Origin of the sequence: Microbacterium sp. CH1, assembly GCF_001595495.1 — a bacterium.
Taxonomy (GTDB): domain Bacteria; phylum Actinomycetota; class Actinomycetes; order Actinomycetales; family Microbacteriaceae; genus Microbacterium.
In genome coordinates, this window is sequence record NZ_LOSO01000024.1 from 273,348 (window position 1) to 288,858 (window position 15,511).

A 15,511-nucleotide genomic window follows, 5' to 3' on the forward strand; every position below is an offset into this window, starting at 1 on the left:
CCACCTGCCCCTCGGAGGTCGGTCGTGACCCCCGTGCGGATCCTGCTCGTCGACGACCACCCCATCGTGCGCGCCGGCGTGCGCTCGCTGTTCGACCGCCGCGACGACGCCGAGGTCGTGGGCGAGGCCGCGTCGGGGGAGGAGGCGGTCGTCCTCGCCCGGCACCTGCGTCCCGACGTCGTGCTCTGCGACCTGCGGCTGGGGGCCGGCATGGACGGCGTGCAGACGACGGCGGCGCTCCGGGCGCTCGACCCGGCTCCGGCGGTGCTCATCCTCACGACGTTCGACCGCGACGCTCAGATCCTCGGCGCGATCGAGGCGGGGGCGGCGGGGTACCTGCTCAAGGACATCGACCCGGAGGACATCGTCCGGGCCGTGCGACAGGCCGCGTCGGGCGGGCAGGCGCTGACGCCGGAGCTCACGGCGCGCGTCGGCCGCGCCCTCCGCGCCCCGCGGGTGCAGCTCACGGGGCGCGAGCTCGACGTGCTGCGGCTGCTCGACACCGGGGCCTCGAACCGGGAGATCGCGAAGGCGCTGTTCGTCACGGAGGCGACGGTGAAGACCCACCTCGTGCACGTCTTCGAGAAGCTCGGGGCCGACAGCCGCGCGAAGGCGGTCGCGATCGCGAGGGAGTCCGGTCTGCTCTGACGCCCGCGGTCTCCACCGTTCGATGGATTCGCGGCGACGGCCCCACGGCGAGGCTGGAGGCAGACAGAAAGGACTCCCATGCGCAGGCTCTTCACCGCCGCGTTCGCCTCCATGCTGGTGGGCGTCGCCTCCGGACTCTTCTACCGTGAGTTCACCAAGATCAACGGCTTCCCCGAGGGGGAGCCGACGCAGCTCGGACTCGTGCACACGCATCTGCTCGTGCTGGGCTTCGTCGTCTTCCTCGTGGTGATGCTCCTGGAGAAGGCTTTCGCGCTCTCCGAGAGCCGCCTGTTCGGCTGGTTCTTCTGGACCTACACCGCCGGGCTCGTGCTGACCTCGGCGATGCTCGTCTGGCACGGCTGCCTCACGGTGCTCGGCCAGGAGTCGACGAAGATGATCGCCGGCATCGCGGGCGTGGGGCACATGCTGCTCGCCGCCGGCATGGTGCTGCTGTTCCTCGCGCTCCGCCCCCGCGTCTTCGCCCCGAAGGTCGCGGCCGCACAGCCCGCGACCCTCGAGTCGGTCGCCTGACGCCTCAGTCGGCCGGGATCGTGTCGTCGCGCAGGTACGCGATGTGCGCGGCGTGGCGCTCCCGGTGGTGCGGCGACTTCCGCACGAACAGCCAGGCGACGATGAGGATCGCGAACCAGATCGGCGTCACGAGCAGGGCGATCAGGGTGTCCGGTTGAGTGGTCAGCGCCCAGAGGATGAACAGGAAGAACGCGAGCACCACGAACACCATGAACACGCCGCCCGGCATCTTGAACGCCGAGGTCGCCGCCTTCTCCGGACGCCGGCGCCGGTACACGAGGTAGCTGCAGAGGAAGATCGTCCACACGAACATGAAGCACACGGCCGACACCGTGGTGACCATCTCGAACGCCGTGCCGATGTCCTTGCCCGCGTAGAGCAGCACGACGCCGGACAGCAGCAGGATGCAGGACAGGAACAGGGCGTTCTGCGGCACGCGGCGCTTCGAGAGCCGACCGAAGAACCGGGGGGCGTCGCCGTCCTGCGCCAGCCCGAAGACCATGCGCGAGGTGGAGTAGATGCCGGAGTTCGCGCTGGACATCGCGGAGGTCAGCACCACGAGGTTGACGACGGTGGCGGCGATGCCGAGTCCGGCGAGGGCGAACATCGCGATGAAGGGGCTCTCCCCGGCGACGTACTCGGTCCACGGCGTGACGGACATGAGGATGATGAGCGCGCCCACGTAGAACAGCAGGACCCGGATCGGGATGGCGTTGATGGCCTTCGGGAGGTTGCGCTTCGGGTCCTTCGTCTCCGCGGCGGCGGTGCCGACGAGCTCGATCCCGACGAACGCGAACACCGCGATCTGGAAGCCGGCGACGAAGCCGAGGAAGCCGTGCGGGAACATGCCGCCGTGCTCCCACAGGTTGGCGAAGCTCGCGGTGCCGGCGTCGTGCGAGAAGCCGGTGAGGATCATGACGAGACCGGTCACGATGAGGGCGACGATCGCGACGATCTTGATGAGCGCGAACCAGAACTCCATCTCGCCGAACGCCGCGACGGTGGGCAGGTTGAGCGCCAGGAGGATCACGACCACGAGGAGGCCCGGGATCCACAGCGGAATGCCGGGGAGGAGCGCATCGGTGTACCCCGCGATCGCGATCACGTCGGCCACGCCCGTGACCACCCAGCAGAACCAGTACGTCCAGCCGGTGAAGAAGCCCGCCCACGGGCCGAGCAGGTCGCTCGCGAAGTCGCTGAACGACTTGTACTTGAGGTTCGACAGCAGCAGCTCGCCCATCGCCCGCATGACGAAGAACAGCATGAACCCGATGATCATGTAGACGAAGATCACGGAGGGGCCGGCGACGGAGATCGTCTTGCCGCTGCCCATGAACAGGCCGGTGCCGATCGCCCCGCCGATCGCGAGCAGCTGGATGTGCCGGTTGCTGAGCGCGCGCCGCAGGTGCTCCTCGCCTCCGGCTGCGGTCTGCCCCTGGCGGATGGCCCCCGTGTCTTCCTTCGTCACGCTCATCTCCTCCGGTCGTCCTCGACTGATGCAGAGTAACCACCGGGGCCCGCTCGTCCGAAATCGACGCCCCGGCGACGGCAATCCGGTCCGGGGTGTTCCGTTCGCCCGAAACGATTCGATAAACTGGGCCCACCCCCGATCCATCCCCTCTTTCCCTGCGAGCCCCTTCCTTCATGGCCACCACCCTCACCACGGGCCGTCCGTGGCGCGTCATCCTCGCCTTCTCGATCCCGCTGCTGCTCGGCAACGTCGTGCAGCAGCTCTACCAGTTCGCCGACGCGATCGTCGTCGGACGCCACCTCGGCGTCCAGTCCCTCGCCGCCGTCGGCGCGACGGGCAGCCTGCTCTTCCTCCTCCTCGGCTTCGCCTGGGGTCTCACGAGCGGCTTCGCGATCCCCATCGCCCAGGCCTTCGGTGCGCGCGACGACGCCGCCGTGCGCCGCTCCGTCGCCACGGGTGTGCTCCTCAGCGGCATCACGAGCGTGGTCCTCACGGTGGTCGCGCCCCTCATCGCCGGGCCGATCCTCGCGCTGCTGCAGACGCCGCCCGAGCTCATGGCCGAGGCGACGGTGTTCACGCAGATCAGCTTCCTCGGCGCGGGCGCGACGATGTTCTTCAACTACCTCTCCGCGATCATCCGCGCCATCGGCGACTCGAAGACCCCGCTGGTGTTCCTCACGATCTCCTGTGCGCTCAACGTCGGCCTCGTCGTGCTCATGGTCGGTCCGCTGGAGTGGGGCGTCGCGGGTGCCGCGCTCGCCACGGTGGTCGCGCAGGCCGTCTCGGTGATCCTGTGTCTGGAGTTCGTGCGCCGGAGGCTGCCCATGCTGCACCTGCGTCGTTCGGACTGGCGCATCTCCCGCACGGACATCGCCGACCACCTGCGCCTCGGCCTCCCCATGGGCTTCCAGGCCTCGATCATCGCGATCGGGACCCTCACGGTGCAGGTCGCCCTGAACACGATCGGCGCCGACGCGGTGGCGGCCTACACGACCGCATCCCGCGTGGACAGCCTGGCGGTCGCCCTGCTCTCCTCGCTCGGGCTCGCCGTGTCGATGTACGCGGCCCAGAACCACGGCGGCCGCCGCCCCGACCGCATCCGGCGCGGCGTGGTCGAGGCCACCTGGATGGCGGTCGCCGCGGCGATCGTCCTCGGCGGGCTGCTCATCGCGTTCGGCGCGCCGATGGTCCGGCTGTTCGTGGGCGACGGCTCGGACGACGTCGTCGCCATGGCGCACCGCATGCTCATCATCAACGGCTGCGGCTACTGGGCGCTCGGCATGCTCTTCGTGCTCCGCGGCGCGCTGCAGGGGCTCGGCCACACGCTGGTGCCGACGGTCACCGGCGTGATCGAGCTCGTGATGCGCGTCGTCGCCGCGGTCGTCCTCGGGGCGATGATCGGGTTCGACGGCGTGGCCCTCAGTAACCCGCTCGCCTGGGTGGGGGCGATCGTGCTCCTCGTGCCGGCCTACGTCAAGGCGCATCGCGCGCTCGCGAGGCAACCCGTGGCCCCGGCCGAGGCCACGGAGACCTCCGCGATCGCGATCGTCGGCCCCACCGACGGCTCGATGGTGGTCGACGCGGTCGTCACCCGCCCCGTCCGCGTCGTGCGCCCGCGCCGGCTGCGGTGGCCGGTCCGGCGCTGAGCCGCGGATATCCACCGGAAGGATGACCCGGATCGGACTTGAGACGGATGGCCTTCCGGAGAGACACTTCTAATGTCGAAGGTGCGGAGGGGTTCCGCCGGACGGGGGGTCGTCATGACGACAGTGGGAGTGGCCAGAGACCTGGCCGCCATTCTGGTACCGATCGGATACGTGGGTGCGGCGCTCGCCGCGGTCTGCGCGATCGTGGCCGCGATCGCGATCATCCGCGGAGCCGGGGGGCTCGCGGGCGGCGCGGTCGGATTGTGGATCGTGTGCGCGCTGATGAGCTTCACCGCGAGCTTCGCGAATCAGTGGCTTCCGCTGATCGCGGCGGGCGCGTCGCTCATGGGCATGCTCGTGATCGGCGGGATCGTGCGCGCGATGCTCACGGCGGGCGGCTTCGAGTCGCGACGCCGGGCCGCGCGCGTGAAGCCGGCGCCGGCGACCACGACGACGGCCACGCTCAAGACCGGCTCGACCGCGACGCCCACGGCTCCGGTCGCCGTCGTCTCCTAGCGCTCAGCGGTAGTCGCGGTCGCGGTGCTGCCGCGCCTCGTCGCCCGCGGCCACGCGGGCGCTCTCGCGTGCCCGCAGCTCGACGCGGCGGATCTTCCCGGAGATCGTCTTCGGCAGCTCGGGCACGAACTCGATGATCCGCACCCACAGGTGCGAGGACAGCCGTTCGTGCGCGTAGCCGAACACGGCGCGCGCGGCGGCGGCCTCGTCCGCGCCCGCGTCCGGCGTCAGGCACACGTACGCCTTCGGCACCGCGAGGCGCGTGGGGTCGGGGCTGGGGATGACGGCCGCTTCGACGACGAGGTCGTGCTCCAGCAGCACGGACTCGAGCTCGAACGGCGAGATCTTGTAGTCGGAGGCCTTGAACACGTCGTCGGAGCGCCCGATGTAGGTCAGGTAGCCGTCGGCGTCGCGCACGGCGATGTCTCCGGTGTGATGGAAGCCCCCGGCCCGCGACTCCGCGGTCTTCTCCGGGTCGTCGTAGTACCCCGCCATGAGGCCGAGCGGCGGCTGCGCGAGGTCGAGCGCGATCTCGCCCTCGTGCTCCACGACCTCGCCCGTCGACGGATCGAGCAGCACGACCGGGTACCCGGGGAGCGGACGGCCCATCGATCCCACCTTGACCGTCTGCCCCGGGGAGTTGCCGATGCAGGCGGTCATCTCCGTCTGCCCGAAGCCGTCGCGGATCGTGCCGCCCCACGCTTCGCGCACCCGGTCGATGACCTCGGGATTCAGCGGCTCGCCGGCGCCGACGAGCTCCCGCGGAGGGTGCGCGAGCCGGGAGAGGTCGGCCTGAATGAGCATGCGCCAGACGGTGGGCGGGGCACAGAACGTCGAGACGTGGTGGGTGTCCATGACCTCCATGAGCGTGTTCGCGTCGAAGCGGTCGTAGTTGTAGACGAACACCGTCGCCTCGGCCAGGAACGGGGAGTAGAAGCTCGACCAGGCGTGCTTGGCCCACCCGGGGGAGGAGATGTTGAGGTGCACGTCGTCCGGGCGCACGCCGAGCCACCACATCGTGGAGAGGTGGCCGACGGGGTAGGAGACGTGGGTGTGCTGCACGAGCTTCGGGCGGTTCGTCGTGCCGGACGTGAAGTACAGCAGGGCCGTGTCGCCGGCGGGCGTCGGGCCGTCCGGAACGAACTCCTGCGTGGTGGCGGCGGCATCCGCGAACCGCTTCCAGTCGGCAGGCAACGGCGCGCCCACGCCGATGCGCAGGACCGCGGGGTCGATCCCCTCGAGGCGGTCGGCCAGGGTGCCGAGGGTGACGACGGCGCCGGCGCGGCCGTGCTCGATGCGGTACGCGAGGTCGGAGGCCGACAGCAGCGTCGAGGTCGGGATCGACACCGCGCCCAGCTTCGTGATCGCGAGCATCACCTCCCACAGCTCGATCGTGTTGTTGAGCATGACGATCACGTGGTCGCCGCGGCCGATGCCGAGGCCGCGCAACCAGGCGGCGACCTGGTCGGAGCGGGCGGAGAGCTCGCCGTACGTCCAGGAGCGGAGGCTGAGGTCGGCCTCGACGATCTGCACGGCCGGACGGTCGGGGTTCTCCCCGGCGATGACGTCGAACCACTCGAGCGCGAAGTTGAAGGCGGTCAGGTCGGGCCAGGCGAACTCGCGGCGCGCGGCGTCGTAGTCCGTGGCGTGCGTGAAGAGGAGGTCCCTCATCCCGCGGATCGCTTCGGTGGCGGGGGTGGCACGACGGCTCATGGTGCTCCTTTGCAACGGCGTCCCTCCATCCTGCCCCCTCGTTCAGCGGGGGAGGAAACCCGTGCCGTCGCGGAGCTCGAACACGAGCTGGGTCTCGGTGCCGCGCACGACGGGGTGGACGGTGATGTGCTCGAGCACGATGTCGCGCAGAGCGGTCGCGTCCTGCACGGCGACGTGCACGAGGAAGTCGTCCACCCCGGCGACGTGGAACACCTGGAGCACACGGGGGATCGCGACGAGCGCGTCGAAGAGCGCCGTGACCTTGGGTCCGGTGTGATGCGCGAGGCGGACCTTGATGATCGCCTGCAGCGGGTAGCCGAGAGCGGAGCCGTCGAGGCGGACGCGCGTATCGCGGATGACTCCACGCTCGCGCAGGCCGCGGATCCGGTGGGCGCAGGTGGACTCCGCGAGTCCGAGGCGGTGGGCCAGAGCCTTGTTGGTGACGGCTGCATCGCGGCTCAGGGCGGCGAGCAGCTCCAGGTCGATCTCGTCGAGTTGCGCTTTCGCCAACGTGCCCTCCTCGGTACGGCCGGATGTTGCACAGAATAGCGAGGATCCCGGATTCGATGAGTTGTTCTGTCGAAGACCAGCGAGAACCCCGCGATTCGGCCAGCGTGGAGGGATGACTGCACCGCTGCATCCCGACACCGTGGCCGTCCACAGCGGCCGTGCCGACCTCGAGGCGCTCGGGGTCCACGCCCTGCCGATCGACCTCTCCACGACGAATCCGCTGCCCGACGTCGAGCGCGGCGGTGACTCGTACGAGGCGATGGCGACCGGGGGCCGCCCGCCGCAGGACGGCAGCATGGTCTACGCCCGCCTCTGGAATCCGACGGTCGGGCGCTTCGAGGATGCGCTCGCCGAGCTGGAGCACGCCGAGGCCGCCGTCGCCTTCGGCTCCGGGATGGCGGCCATGACCGCCGTGATTCTCGCGCACACGGGTGCCACGGGAGCGCGGCACGTCGTCGCGGTGCGTCCGCTCTACGGAGGGACCGACCACCTGCTGGGGTCCGGCCTGCTCGGGGTGGAGACGACGTACTGCCGTCCCGACGAGGTCTCCGCCGCCCTGCGCGCCGACACCGGACTCGTCGTCGTGGAGACGCCGGCGAACCCGACCCTCGAGGTCGCGGACATCGCCGAGGTCGTGCGGCAGGCGGGGAGCGTGCCGGTCGTGGTCGACAACACGTTCGCGACCCCCGTGCTGCAGAACCCGATCGACCACGGCGCGGCGATGTCGCTGCACAGCGCCACCAAGTACCTCGGCGGCCACGGTGATGTCATCGCCGGCGTCGTCGCCTGTGACGAGAGGACCGCGGAGGCGCTGCGTCGCGTGCGTGCGGTGACCGGGGGGCTCCTGCACCCGCTCGGTGCGTACCTGCTGCACCGCGGTCTCACGACCCTGCCGGTCCGCGTGCGGCACCAGCAGGAGAGCGCTCGTCGCATCGTGCAGTGGCTGGTCGATCGGCCCGAGGTCGCCGAGGTCTTCTATCCCGGGCTCGACGGGGATCCGCGCGGCATCCTGGAACGGCAGCTCCGCGGGCCGGGGGCGATGATCGCCCTGCGGCTGCGCGGTGGCTATGCAGCGGCCGCAGCGGTGGCCGGGGCGACCCGCCTCTTCACGCACGCCGTGTCGCTCGGGGGCGTCGACTCCCTCATCCAGCACCCCGCCGCGCTCACGCACCGCCCGGTCCCCGCGGAGGCGCGTCCCGCCGCCGACGTCCTGCGTCTGTCCATCGGCCTCGAGGACGTCGACGATCTCCTCGCCGACCTCGCGAACGCCTTCGCCACTCTCGCCGACCCACACCTTTCCGCGCGACCCACCCCCGAAAGTGCGTCACATATGGGGGTGGCTCGCGCATAAGGGGCCGGGTCGGCGATTGTGTGAGGACGACAAGAAACTGAGTGTCGCCCGAGGTGGGACTTGGTACCTGGCGGCAAAACCGGGGGGTGGCGGAGAGTGCGGGCCTACAGTCGCGGGTGGCAACGACGCCACTGACCTCGGGAGTCCTCAATGACGAGTGAAAAGACCCACGCGCACGGCCTCGGCATGCGCATCGCCGTGATCGTCCTCAGCCTTCTGCTGGCGGCGATGGTGCTGTTGTTCTTCGCCACGATGAGCAAGGTGTCCGCGGGCGCCTCGGAACTCGCGGACGGCACCACCACCGCGCAGGGGGGATCCGCGGACCTCGCCGCCGGAGCCGCCGACCTCGCCGCGGGGGCCGACGAGCTGGCCGCGGGCACGCAGGATCTCGCCGCAGGCACCGCGACGGCACAGCAGGGATCGGTGAAGCTCAGTGACGGCGCGACCACCGCTGCCGCGGGTGCCACCACGCTCGCCGAGGGCGCGGGCACCTTGGCCGCCGGAGCCGCCACCGCTCTCGACGGTGCGGGACGGGTGAGCGGCGGAGCGCAGACGGCGCTCGCCGGATCGCAGGAACTCGCGGCGAAGATGGCGGCGGCGGATGCCGGAGCCCGGCAGCTCGTCGACGGCGCGACCTCGCTCGCCGCCGGTGTCGACGGCGCGCACCGGTACGCGAACGGCGTGCTCGAGGGGGCGACGACCCTCAGCACCACCCTGCGCGACGGAGTGAGTGCCGATGTGCAGAAACTCGCCCATCCGGAGACGAAGGCCTTGCTGACGGGCGTCGCCACGAGCGCTCCCGGCAATGCGCGGACGCTCGCGGCCGGACTCCAGGGACTCCTCGCTGCACACCCTGATGACGTGCAGCTCCAGCAGCTCGCGGCGCTCGCCGCCGGCGTCGAGAAGCAGGTCGGCGCGCTGGCCGCCCCCGCCGCGGCTGCTCCGGGCCTCGCACAGGGACTCATCGGTGCCGCCGACGGCTCCGCCCGTGTCACGGCCGGCGTCGGTGCGCTCATCAACGGCGACTCCTCGAAGGGCTGGCCGGGAACCGTGGCCCTGGTCTCCCCGAAGGGCGCTCCCGCCCTGGTCGCCGGAGCGCAGACGCTGCAGGACGGCACCTCCCGGCTCGCGGCGGGCGCGGCGGATCTCTCGTCCGGGCTGCAGACCCTGTCGACCGGAGCATCGTCGCTGTACTCCGGCACCGCGGAGCTCAGCGCCGGCGCGGCGCGGCTCGACGAGGGGGCCGGGACTCTGGCCACGGGCGTCGGCGCGCTGCAGTCGGGGGCCGGCGACCTCCGGTCCGGGATGACCGAACTCCGTACCGGCGCCGACGCGGTCGCCGAGGGCTCCGGCACCCTCGCGGCCGGAAGCGCGAAGCTCGACGCGGGCGCGGCCGACCTCGCGGCGGGCAACGGACGCATCGCCGATGGCTCCGGCACCCTCGCGACGGCCACGGCCGGCGCCGCACCCTCTCTGCTCCCGTGGATCCTCGGTATCGGTCTGGTCGGCCTGATCGCGATCGGCTTCTGGATCGGTCACCGCGTCACCCACCGCTGACCGTCGACCCACCCCCTTCCGTACGACCCACCCCCGTAAGTGACGCACTTTTGGGGGTGGGTCGACCTCAAGGGGGTGGGTCGGCGAGAGCGGGTCAGCGCTTCGGGAGGGGGATCGTGCCGGTGGCGATGCGCTCGGTGGGCATGCGGTCGCGATCGTAGGTGATCTCGTCGTAGCCGTGGGGGGTGGGCAGGCCGTCCTCGCCGATGCTGACGAACACGATCTCGTCGATGGTGAGGATGCGCTTGCGCGTGATCATGTTGCGCGCGACGGCCCGCATCGTGAGCGAGGTCGTGCCGAAACGGGTGGCCTGCAGCCCGATCTCGATGAGGTCGCCCTGCACCGCCGACGCCTCGAACGTGATGGCGGAGATGTGCCGGGTGACGACGCGGTAGTTGCCGAGCTGCACGATCGCGTAGATCGCGGCCTCCTCGTCGATCCACTTCAGCAGGCTTCCGCCGAACAGCGTGCCGTTCGCGTTGAGGTCTTCCGGGCGCACCCACTTGCGGGTGCGGAAGTTCAGGCCGTCCTCGGACTGCCATGCGGGTGCTTTCTGTTTCGCCATGCCCCGAGGCTAGGCGGGTCGTGCGTCGGCGGTGTTACGTCGCGTTTTCCGGCGGGTGCACACGCCGCCGCCCAGAGCGGATCTGCTCCGGGCGGATCCGCTTCCGCGGCCGCAGCCGGAGCCGGATGCTGGGGACATGAGCGAAGAAAAGCCCTTCCCGCAGTTCGGCCCCGAGGCCCGGCGCGCCCTGTTCCACGAGCGGGTGCTCGTCCTCGACGGCGCCCTCGACGACGACAACGGCACCCTCCTGATGACGCAGCTCCTCGGCCTCTCCGCCGAGGATCCGGCGGCCGACATCGCCCTCTGGATCCACTCGCCCGGCGGGTCCGTGCCATCGATGCTGGCGATCCGCGACCTCATGCACCTCATCCCGAACGACGTCTCCACCCTCGCCCTCGGTCTCGCCTGCAGCGCCGGGCAGTTCCTGCTCTCCGCGGGGACGAAGGGAAAGCGGCGCGCTCTCCCGCACGCGCGGATCCTCATGCACCAGGGCTCGGCGGGGATCGGCGGATCCGCGGTGGAGATCGAGGCGCAGGCGGACGACCTCCGGCACATGCGCGACACCGTCCTCGGCCTCATCGCCGACGACACCGGTCAGCCCCTCGCGCGGATCTTCGAGGACTCCCTCCACGACCGCTGGTACACCGCCGGCGAGGCTCAGGACTACGGGTTCATCGACGAGATCGTGCAGTCGACGGCGGAGATCCTGCCGCGTCGTCGTGCGCGGGTGGGACTGGGGGCGGACGCATGAGCAGCTACACGATCCCGAACGTCATCGCCCAGCACCCGCGGGGTGAGCGGGTCATGGACGTGTACTCGCATCTGCTCGCCGAGCGGGTCATCTACCTCGGCACGGGCATCGACGCGGGGGTGGCGAACGCCCTCATCGCGCAGCTCCTGCACCTCGACGCGGACAGCCCGGAGACCGGCGTCCAGTTCTACATCAACAGCGAGGGCGGGGATCCCGGTGCCGCGCTGGCGATCTACGACACCATGCAGCACATCCGTCCGCGGATCGCGACGACGTGCGTCGGGCAGGCCATCGGCCCGGCGGCGCTCCTCGTCGCGGCGGGAGCGCCGGGGGAGCGGGCGGCCCTCGCCCACGCGCGCATCGTGCTGCACCAGCCGGCCGGTCAGTCGCGCGGAGCCATCCCGGACCTCATCCTCGCGGCCGACGAGGTCGTGCGGGTGCGCGCGGACATGGAGACGATCCTGGGTCGGCACACCGGCCGCTCCCTCGCGGAGCTCCGCGCCGACACCGACCGGGACCGGGTCTTCACCGCCGCCGCCGCCCTCGACTACGGCCTCATCGACACCGTGCTCGGTCCCCGGGATCCGGAGGCACGATGAGGTGACGGGTGCACGACGAATCTCCAGGATCCGTCGTGCACCCGGACTCCGGTCGTGCAGGGGAGACGGGTCAGGCGGCGAGGGCGAAGGCGCCGCGGGAGGCCGACACCACCGCCGCGGCGGGGGTGGCCTGACGAAGCTCCTCGGCGACCGCGCTCGTGAGCTCCACGAGGGTGGCGTCCAGGGCCCCGGCGATCGCGGCGATCATCTCGCTGGACGGTTCCTTCCGGCCGCGCTCGACCTCGGAGAGGTACTGCGGCGAGACCCCGGCCTTCTCCGCGGTCTCGCTGAGCGTCTCGCCGCGGTCATGGCGCCGCCGCCGGAGCTGATCCCCGAGCAGGTCGCGCCACAGCGGCTCGGGGCCGTTCGACGGCGGACGGACGGGATGCGGGGCACGGGGGAACGGGACGATGTCGGCCATGCCTCACGATAAGCCGCCGTCTGTGCGGCGATCGAGACGTTCTGCTCAGAGCAGAACGCAGCTCACAGCGCCGCCGTGACGCCGGGAAGCAGCGCGCCCAGGATGTCCTGCAGCCGCTGCCGATCCTCCGCGGACAGCGGGTCGAGGATGAGCTCGCGGATCTGGGCCACGTGGACGGGCGCGGCCGTCCGGAGCATCTCCCGGCCCGCCGGGGTCAGCGTCGCGGAGAGCGTGCGCTTGTCCGTGGAGCACGACGTCCGCTCCACCCACCCGCGCTCCTCCAGGGAGTCCAGGGCGTGGCTCAGCCGCGACCGGCTGAGTCCGGCGATGCGCGCGAGCTCGGTCATGGTGACGGCGTCCTCGCCCTGCCCGGCGAGGGTCACGAGGATCGCGTAGCGGGCGTGGTTCAGGCCCACCTCGTCCTTCAGCGCCCGGTCGAGGACCTGGGGCAGCAGCTGGACGAACCGGATGATCGGGAGCCACGTCGCGAGCTCGTCGTCGTCGAGCCGCCGCGGGTGCCGCGTCTCGCTCATGTCGTGCTCCTCGGAGGTCACGCCGCGGTCAGGTCGATCGTGTGCGCCGTGTGGTCGCGCTTCGCCTGGAGGTAGCGCGAGTTCGCCTCGGACAGGTGCACCTCGGTGCGCACCCGCTCGGTGACATGGATGCCGAGGCCGTCGAGCTGCGCGGCCTTGTCGGGATTGTTGCTCAGCAGACGGATGCGGTCCACGCCCAGCGCGCGCAGCATCTGCGCCGCGACGGTGTAGTCCCGCTCGTCCTCGCCGCGGCCGAGGGCCACGTTCGCCTCATAGGTGTCGAGGCCGGCGTCCTGCAGGGCGTACGCGTCGAGCTTGGCGTAGAGCCCGATGCCACGGCCTTCCTGCCGGAGGTAGAGGAGGAAGCCGCCCTCGGCGGCGATCCGCTCGACGGCCTCCCGCAGCTGCGGCCCGCAGTCGCAGCGCTCGGAGCCGAACACGTCTCCCGTGAGGCACTCGCTGTGCGGGCGGACGAGCGGGGCGTCCCCGCCGTCGGCGGAGCGGGCGAGAGCCGCCTGCCAGTCGCCGAGGCCGAGCAGCAGGTGCTCACGTCCGTCCACGAGGCCATCGAAGGTCACCACGTCGGCCGTCGTGGTGAAGCCGTCCGCGAAGCGCAGGGGCACCCGCACGCGGGTACGCTCCGCGGCGACCGTTGAAGTTTCAATCATGTGAGGGGAAACGTCGTCGGCGCGTGGCTATTCCCGGGCCGCGAGGACCGTGTCGGTCCGTGACGGCGATCGACGCGTGGCGCCGCGCACTCGGTAGCCTCGCACCATGAGTCACTTCGTCTCCGCGGCAGAACTCCACGACCTCCTCGAGGACGGCGCCCCGATCCGGGTCGTCGACGTGCGCTGGCGCCTGGACCGTCCCGAGGCGGGCCCGGGCGACTACCGCTCTGGCCACATCCCCGGTGCCGTGTTCGCGTCGTTGGATCAGGAGCTCTCCACACCCGGAGCGCCCGCCGAGGGGCGGCATCCGCTCCCCTCGACGGAGACCCTGCAGGCGGCGGCCCGGCGTTGGGGGGTGCGGCAGGGCGACACGGTCGTGGCCTACGACGACACCAAGGGACTCGCGGCGGCCCGGGCGTGGTGGCTGCTGCGGCAGGCCGGGGTCGACGTCCGGGTGCTCGATGGCGGGCTGCGCGCCTGGACCGCGGCCGGATACGACCTGGCGACCGACGACGTCGTGCCGGAGACCGGTGACGTCGTCCTCGCCGACCCCGGCCAGGACGCCCTCTCGATCGACGAGGCGGCGGCGTTCCCGGCGACCGGGGTGCTCCTCGACGTGCGCGCCCCGGAGCGCTACCGCGGCGAGACCGAGCCGCTCGACCCGATCGCCGGACACATCCCCGGTGCCCGGAACCTCCCCACCACGCGGCACCTCGACGAGAGCGGGCGCATCTGCGACCGCGACACGGTCCTGGCGACGCTCGCGGAGGTCGGCATCACGGCGGAGACGCCGGTCGCGGCCTACTGCGGGTCTGGCATCACGGCCGCGCACACCGCGCTCGTGCTGCACGAGGTCGGCATCCCGGCGAAGGTGTTCCCCGGCTCCTGGAGCCAGTGGTCGAACACGCCGGGACGACCGGTCGCGACGGGTGATCAGCCGGGCTGATCGCCGTCGCGCCGGCCGTACCCCCAGCGCAGACCGAGGGCACCGGGACCGAACGCGCGGCGCACCTGATGCACCGACGTGCCGCGAGGTCGCGGGAGCGCGGTGACGACGGTGCCTCCGGCGGTCTCGACGACTTCCTCGCACCAGTCCGGCACGGCATCGGGATGGAAGCGCGTCCACACGAGGAGTTCCCGTGCCTGGCGGGACAGGGCGTGGCCGGTGTCCCGATCCGAGGGGCGGCCCGGCTCGTACTGCACCGACCACTCGACGACTGCGGTGTCCGGAGCCTCGAGCGGCACGTCGAGCTCGATCAGCGCGCCGTGCGCCTCACCGTTCGGGTGGGAGTAGCGCGCGGTGATCCGCCCGCCGGCCACGGCCGTGAGGAGCGGTGGGGGCCCGGGGACGCCGGGGGTGAGGTCGAGGACGGGGATGGCGGTGATCACGCCGCTCGTCGACTGCACGATGCTGCGGGTGAGGCAGGAGGACACCTCGCCGTCGGCGTCCACATCCGTGACGGAGTGGACGGTGAGCTCCCGCGACGGGTCCGGGTACGTGGCGCCGAGGGCCGCATAGACCTCGCGGACGGCCCGCTCCATGTCGACCTGCTCCAGGGGGAACCCCCGCGGCCCCAGGGGGCCCGTGCGGTGTGGACGCAGGAGCCGGCTCAACGCGCCGGACTCGAGGCACAGCAGGTCCTCGATGTCGGCGAGGGCGGCGAGGGACTGCGGTCCTTCCGGGCGGCGGGCCCCCGACCGCCAGTAGCTCAGCGTGGCCATCGAGACCCGGTTGCCCCGGTCGCGGAGCTGCCGCTGCAACCACGACAGCGTCACCGGTCTCGCGTTGATCGCATCGCGCAGTGCCGCCGCGAACGTGTCCGGCGTCGCCGCTCTTTTCTCGTCGTCCCCAAAACTCATCACAGCCCCCACCCGGTATGTGAAGAACACACCTCTAGAGTGAGCATAAGACCGCACGCGCGCACCTCAGGGGACCAGGTGGGTAAGTGGGTCACGGGGCTGTGATGTCGCGGGGAGGGTGCCCGACCTTGCGGCAGCGGCCCGACGCAGTGATGCCCCCCTTGCTGCGTA

The 15,511-nt window shown here is 71.4% G+C and carries 17 protein-coding genes; 9 read left to right on the forward strand and 8 right to left on the reverse strand.

The window, feature by feature from the left end; translation table 11 throughout:
• The first annotated feature begins 24 nt into the window (after positions 1-24).
• Entirely contained in the window at positions 25-648 is a 624-nt protein-coding gene (locus tag AUV07_RS16670) for a response regulator (protein ID WP_025102775.1), read from the forward strand.
• A gap of 78 nt (positions 649-726) precedes the next feature.
• Complete coding sequence (locus AUV07_RS16675; RefSeq protein ID WP_062637845.1) at positions 727-1,179, forward strand: DUF2871 domain-containing protein; 453 nt, start codon at positions 727-729, stop codon at positions 1,177-1,179.
• A gap of 4 nt (positions 1,180-1,183) precedes the next feature.
• Here the strand turns inward: AUV07_RS16675 and cycA are convergent, their stop codons facing one another.
• Positions 1,184-2,653, reverse strand: a complete 1,470-nt coding sequence (gene cycA, locus AUV07_RS16680; RefSeq protein ID WP_062637847.1) for a D-serine/D-alanine/glycine transporter — start codon at positions 2,651-2,653, stop codon at positions 1,184-1,186.
• Positions 2,654-2,823: 170 nt separating this feature from the next.
• Between cycA and AUV07_RS16685 the strand changes: the two genes are divergently transcribed.
• Both AUV07_RS16685 and AUV07_RS16690 read left to right on the forward strand, forming a co-directional pair.
• Complete coding sequence (locus tag AUV07_RS16685; protein ID WP_062637849.1) at positions 2,824-4,296, forward strand: MATE family efflux transporter; 1,473 nt, start codon at positions 2,824-2,826, stop codon at positions 4,294-4,296.
• 114 nt (positions 4,297-4,410) lie between these two features.
• Positions 4,411-4,812, forward strand: coding sequence for a hypothetical protein (locus tag AUV07_RS16690; RefSeq protein ID WP_146008259.1), 402 nt, complete (start codon positions 4,411-4,413; stop codon positions 4,810-4,812).
• Between the two features lie 3 nt (positions 4,813-4,815).
• On the opposite strand, the gene AUV07_RS16695 is transcribed toward AUV07_RS16690, so the two are convergent.
• The gene (locus tag AUV07_RS16695) at positions 4,816-6,525 is read right to left on the reverse strand and encodes an AMP-binding protein (protein ID WP_062637852.1); all 1,710 of its coding nucleotides are present in this window, start codon (positions 6,523-6,525) and stop codon (positions 4,816-4,818) included.
• Between the two features lie 42 nt (positions 6,526-6,567).
• On the reverse strand, positions 6,568-7,035 hold the full coding sequence (locus tag AUV07_RS16700) for an Lrp/AsnC family transcriptional regulator (RefSeq protein ID WP_025102769.1): 468 nt from the start codon (positions 7,033-7,035) through the stop codon (positions 6,568-6,570).
• A 112-nt stretch (positions 7,036-7,147) separates the two neighbouring features.
• Between AUV07_RS16700 and AUV07_RS16705 the strand changes: the two genes are divergently transcribed.
• Both AUV07_RS16705 and AUV07_RS16710 read left to right on the forward strand, forming a co-directional pair.
• Positions 7,148-8,386, forward strand: coding sequence for a trans-sulfuration enzyme family protein (locus AUV07_RS16705; RefSeq protein WP_062637854.1), 1,239 nt, complete (start codon positions 7,148-7,150; stop codon positions 8,384-8,386).
• A gap of 150 nt (positions 8,387-8,536) precedes the next feature.
• Entirely contained in the window at positions 8,537-9,943 is a 1,407-nt protein-coding gene (locus AUV07_RS16710) for a hypothetical protein (RefSeq protein ID WP_082803021.1), read from the forward strand.
• Positions 9,944-10,037: 94 nt separating this feature from the next.
• Here the strand turns inward: AUV07_RS16710 and AUV07_RS16715 are convergent, their stop codons facing one another.
• On the reverse strand, positions 10,038-10,508 hold the full coding sequence (locus tag AUV07_RS16715) for an acyl-CoA thioesterase (RefSeq protein ID WP_081811533.1): 471 nt from the start codon (positions 10,506-10,508) through the stop codon (positions 10,038-10,040).
• Positions 10,509-10,644: 136 nt separating this feature from the next.
• On the opposite strand from AUV07_RS16715, the gene AUV07_RS16720 reads away from it, so the two are divergent.
• Both AUV07_RS16720 and AUV07_RS16725 read left to right on the forward strand, forming a co-directional pair.
• Positions 10,645-11,259 carry a ClpP family protease gene (locus AUV07_RS16720; protein WP_062637858.1) on the forward strand — a complete coding sequence of 205 codons (615 nt, stop codon included), beginning with the start codon at positions 10,645-10,647 and terminating at the stop codon, positions 11,257-11,259.
• Positions 11,256-11,858 carry a ClpP family protease gene (locus AUV07_RS16725; protein ID WP_025102764.1) on the forward strand — a complete coding sequence of 201 codons (603 nt, stop codon included), beginning with the start codon at positions 11,256-11,258 and terminating at the stop codon, positions 11,856-11,858. The genes AUV07_RS16720 and AUV07_RS16725 overlap by 4 nt, the downstream gene beginning before the upstream one ends.
• Positions 11,859-11,928: 70 nt before the next feature.
• On the opposite strand, the gene AUV07_RS16730 is transcribed toward AUV07_RS16725, so the two are convergent.
• The 3 genes from AUV07_RS16730 to AUV07_RS16740 form a co-directional block, all read right to left on the reverse strand.
• Positions 11,929-12,279 carry a helix-turn-helix domain-containing protein gene (locus tag AUV07_RS16730; protein WP_062637860.1) on the reverse strand — a complete coding sequence of 117 codons (351 nt, stop codon included), beginning with the start codon at positions 12,277-12,279 and terminating at the stop codon, positions 11,929-11,931.
• 62 nt (positions 12,280-12,341) lie between these two features.
• A complete protein-coding gene (locus AUV07_RS16735) occupies positions 12,342-12,812 on the reverse strand; it encodes a MarR family winged helix-turn-helix transcriptional regulator (protein ID WP_062638035.1) in 471 nt (156 codons plus the stop codon).
• 17 nt (positions 12,813-12,829) lie between these two features.
• Complete coding sequence (locus AUV07_RS16740; RefSeq protein WP_062637862.1) at positions 12,830-13,480, reverse strand: GTP cyclohydrolase II; 651 nt, start codon at positions 13,478-13,480, stop codon at positions 12,830-12,832.
• Between the two features lie 106 nt (positions 13,481-13,586).
• Here AUV07_RS16740 and AUV07_RS16745 point away from each other — a divergent pair, with 106 nt between their 5' ends.
• Positions 13,587-14,426 (forward strand): sulfurtransferase, encoded by an 840-nt coding sequence (locus AUV07_RS16745; protein ID WP_062637864.1) that lies wholly within the window; start codon positions 13,587-13,589, stop codon positions 14,424-14,426.
• On the opposite strand, the gene AUV07_RS16750 is transcribed toward AUV07_RS16745, so the two are convergent.
• Positions 14,414-15,340, reverse strand: coding sequence for a hypothetical protein (locus AUV07_RS16750; RefSeq protein ID WP_062637866.1), 927 nt, complete (start codon positions 15,338-15,340; stop codon positions 14,414-14,416). The two genes, AUV07_RS16745 and AUV07_RS16750, sit on opposite strands and share 13 nt — an antisense overlap.
• Positions 15,341-15,511: the final 171 nt, after the last annotated feature.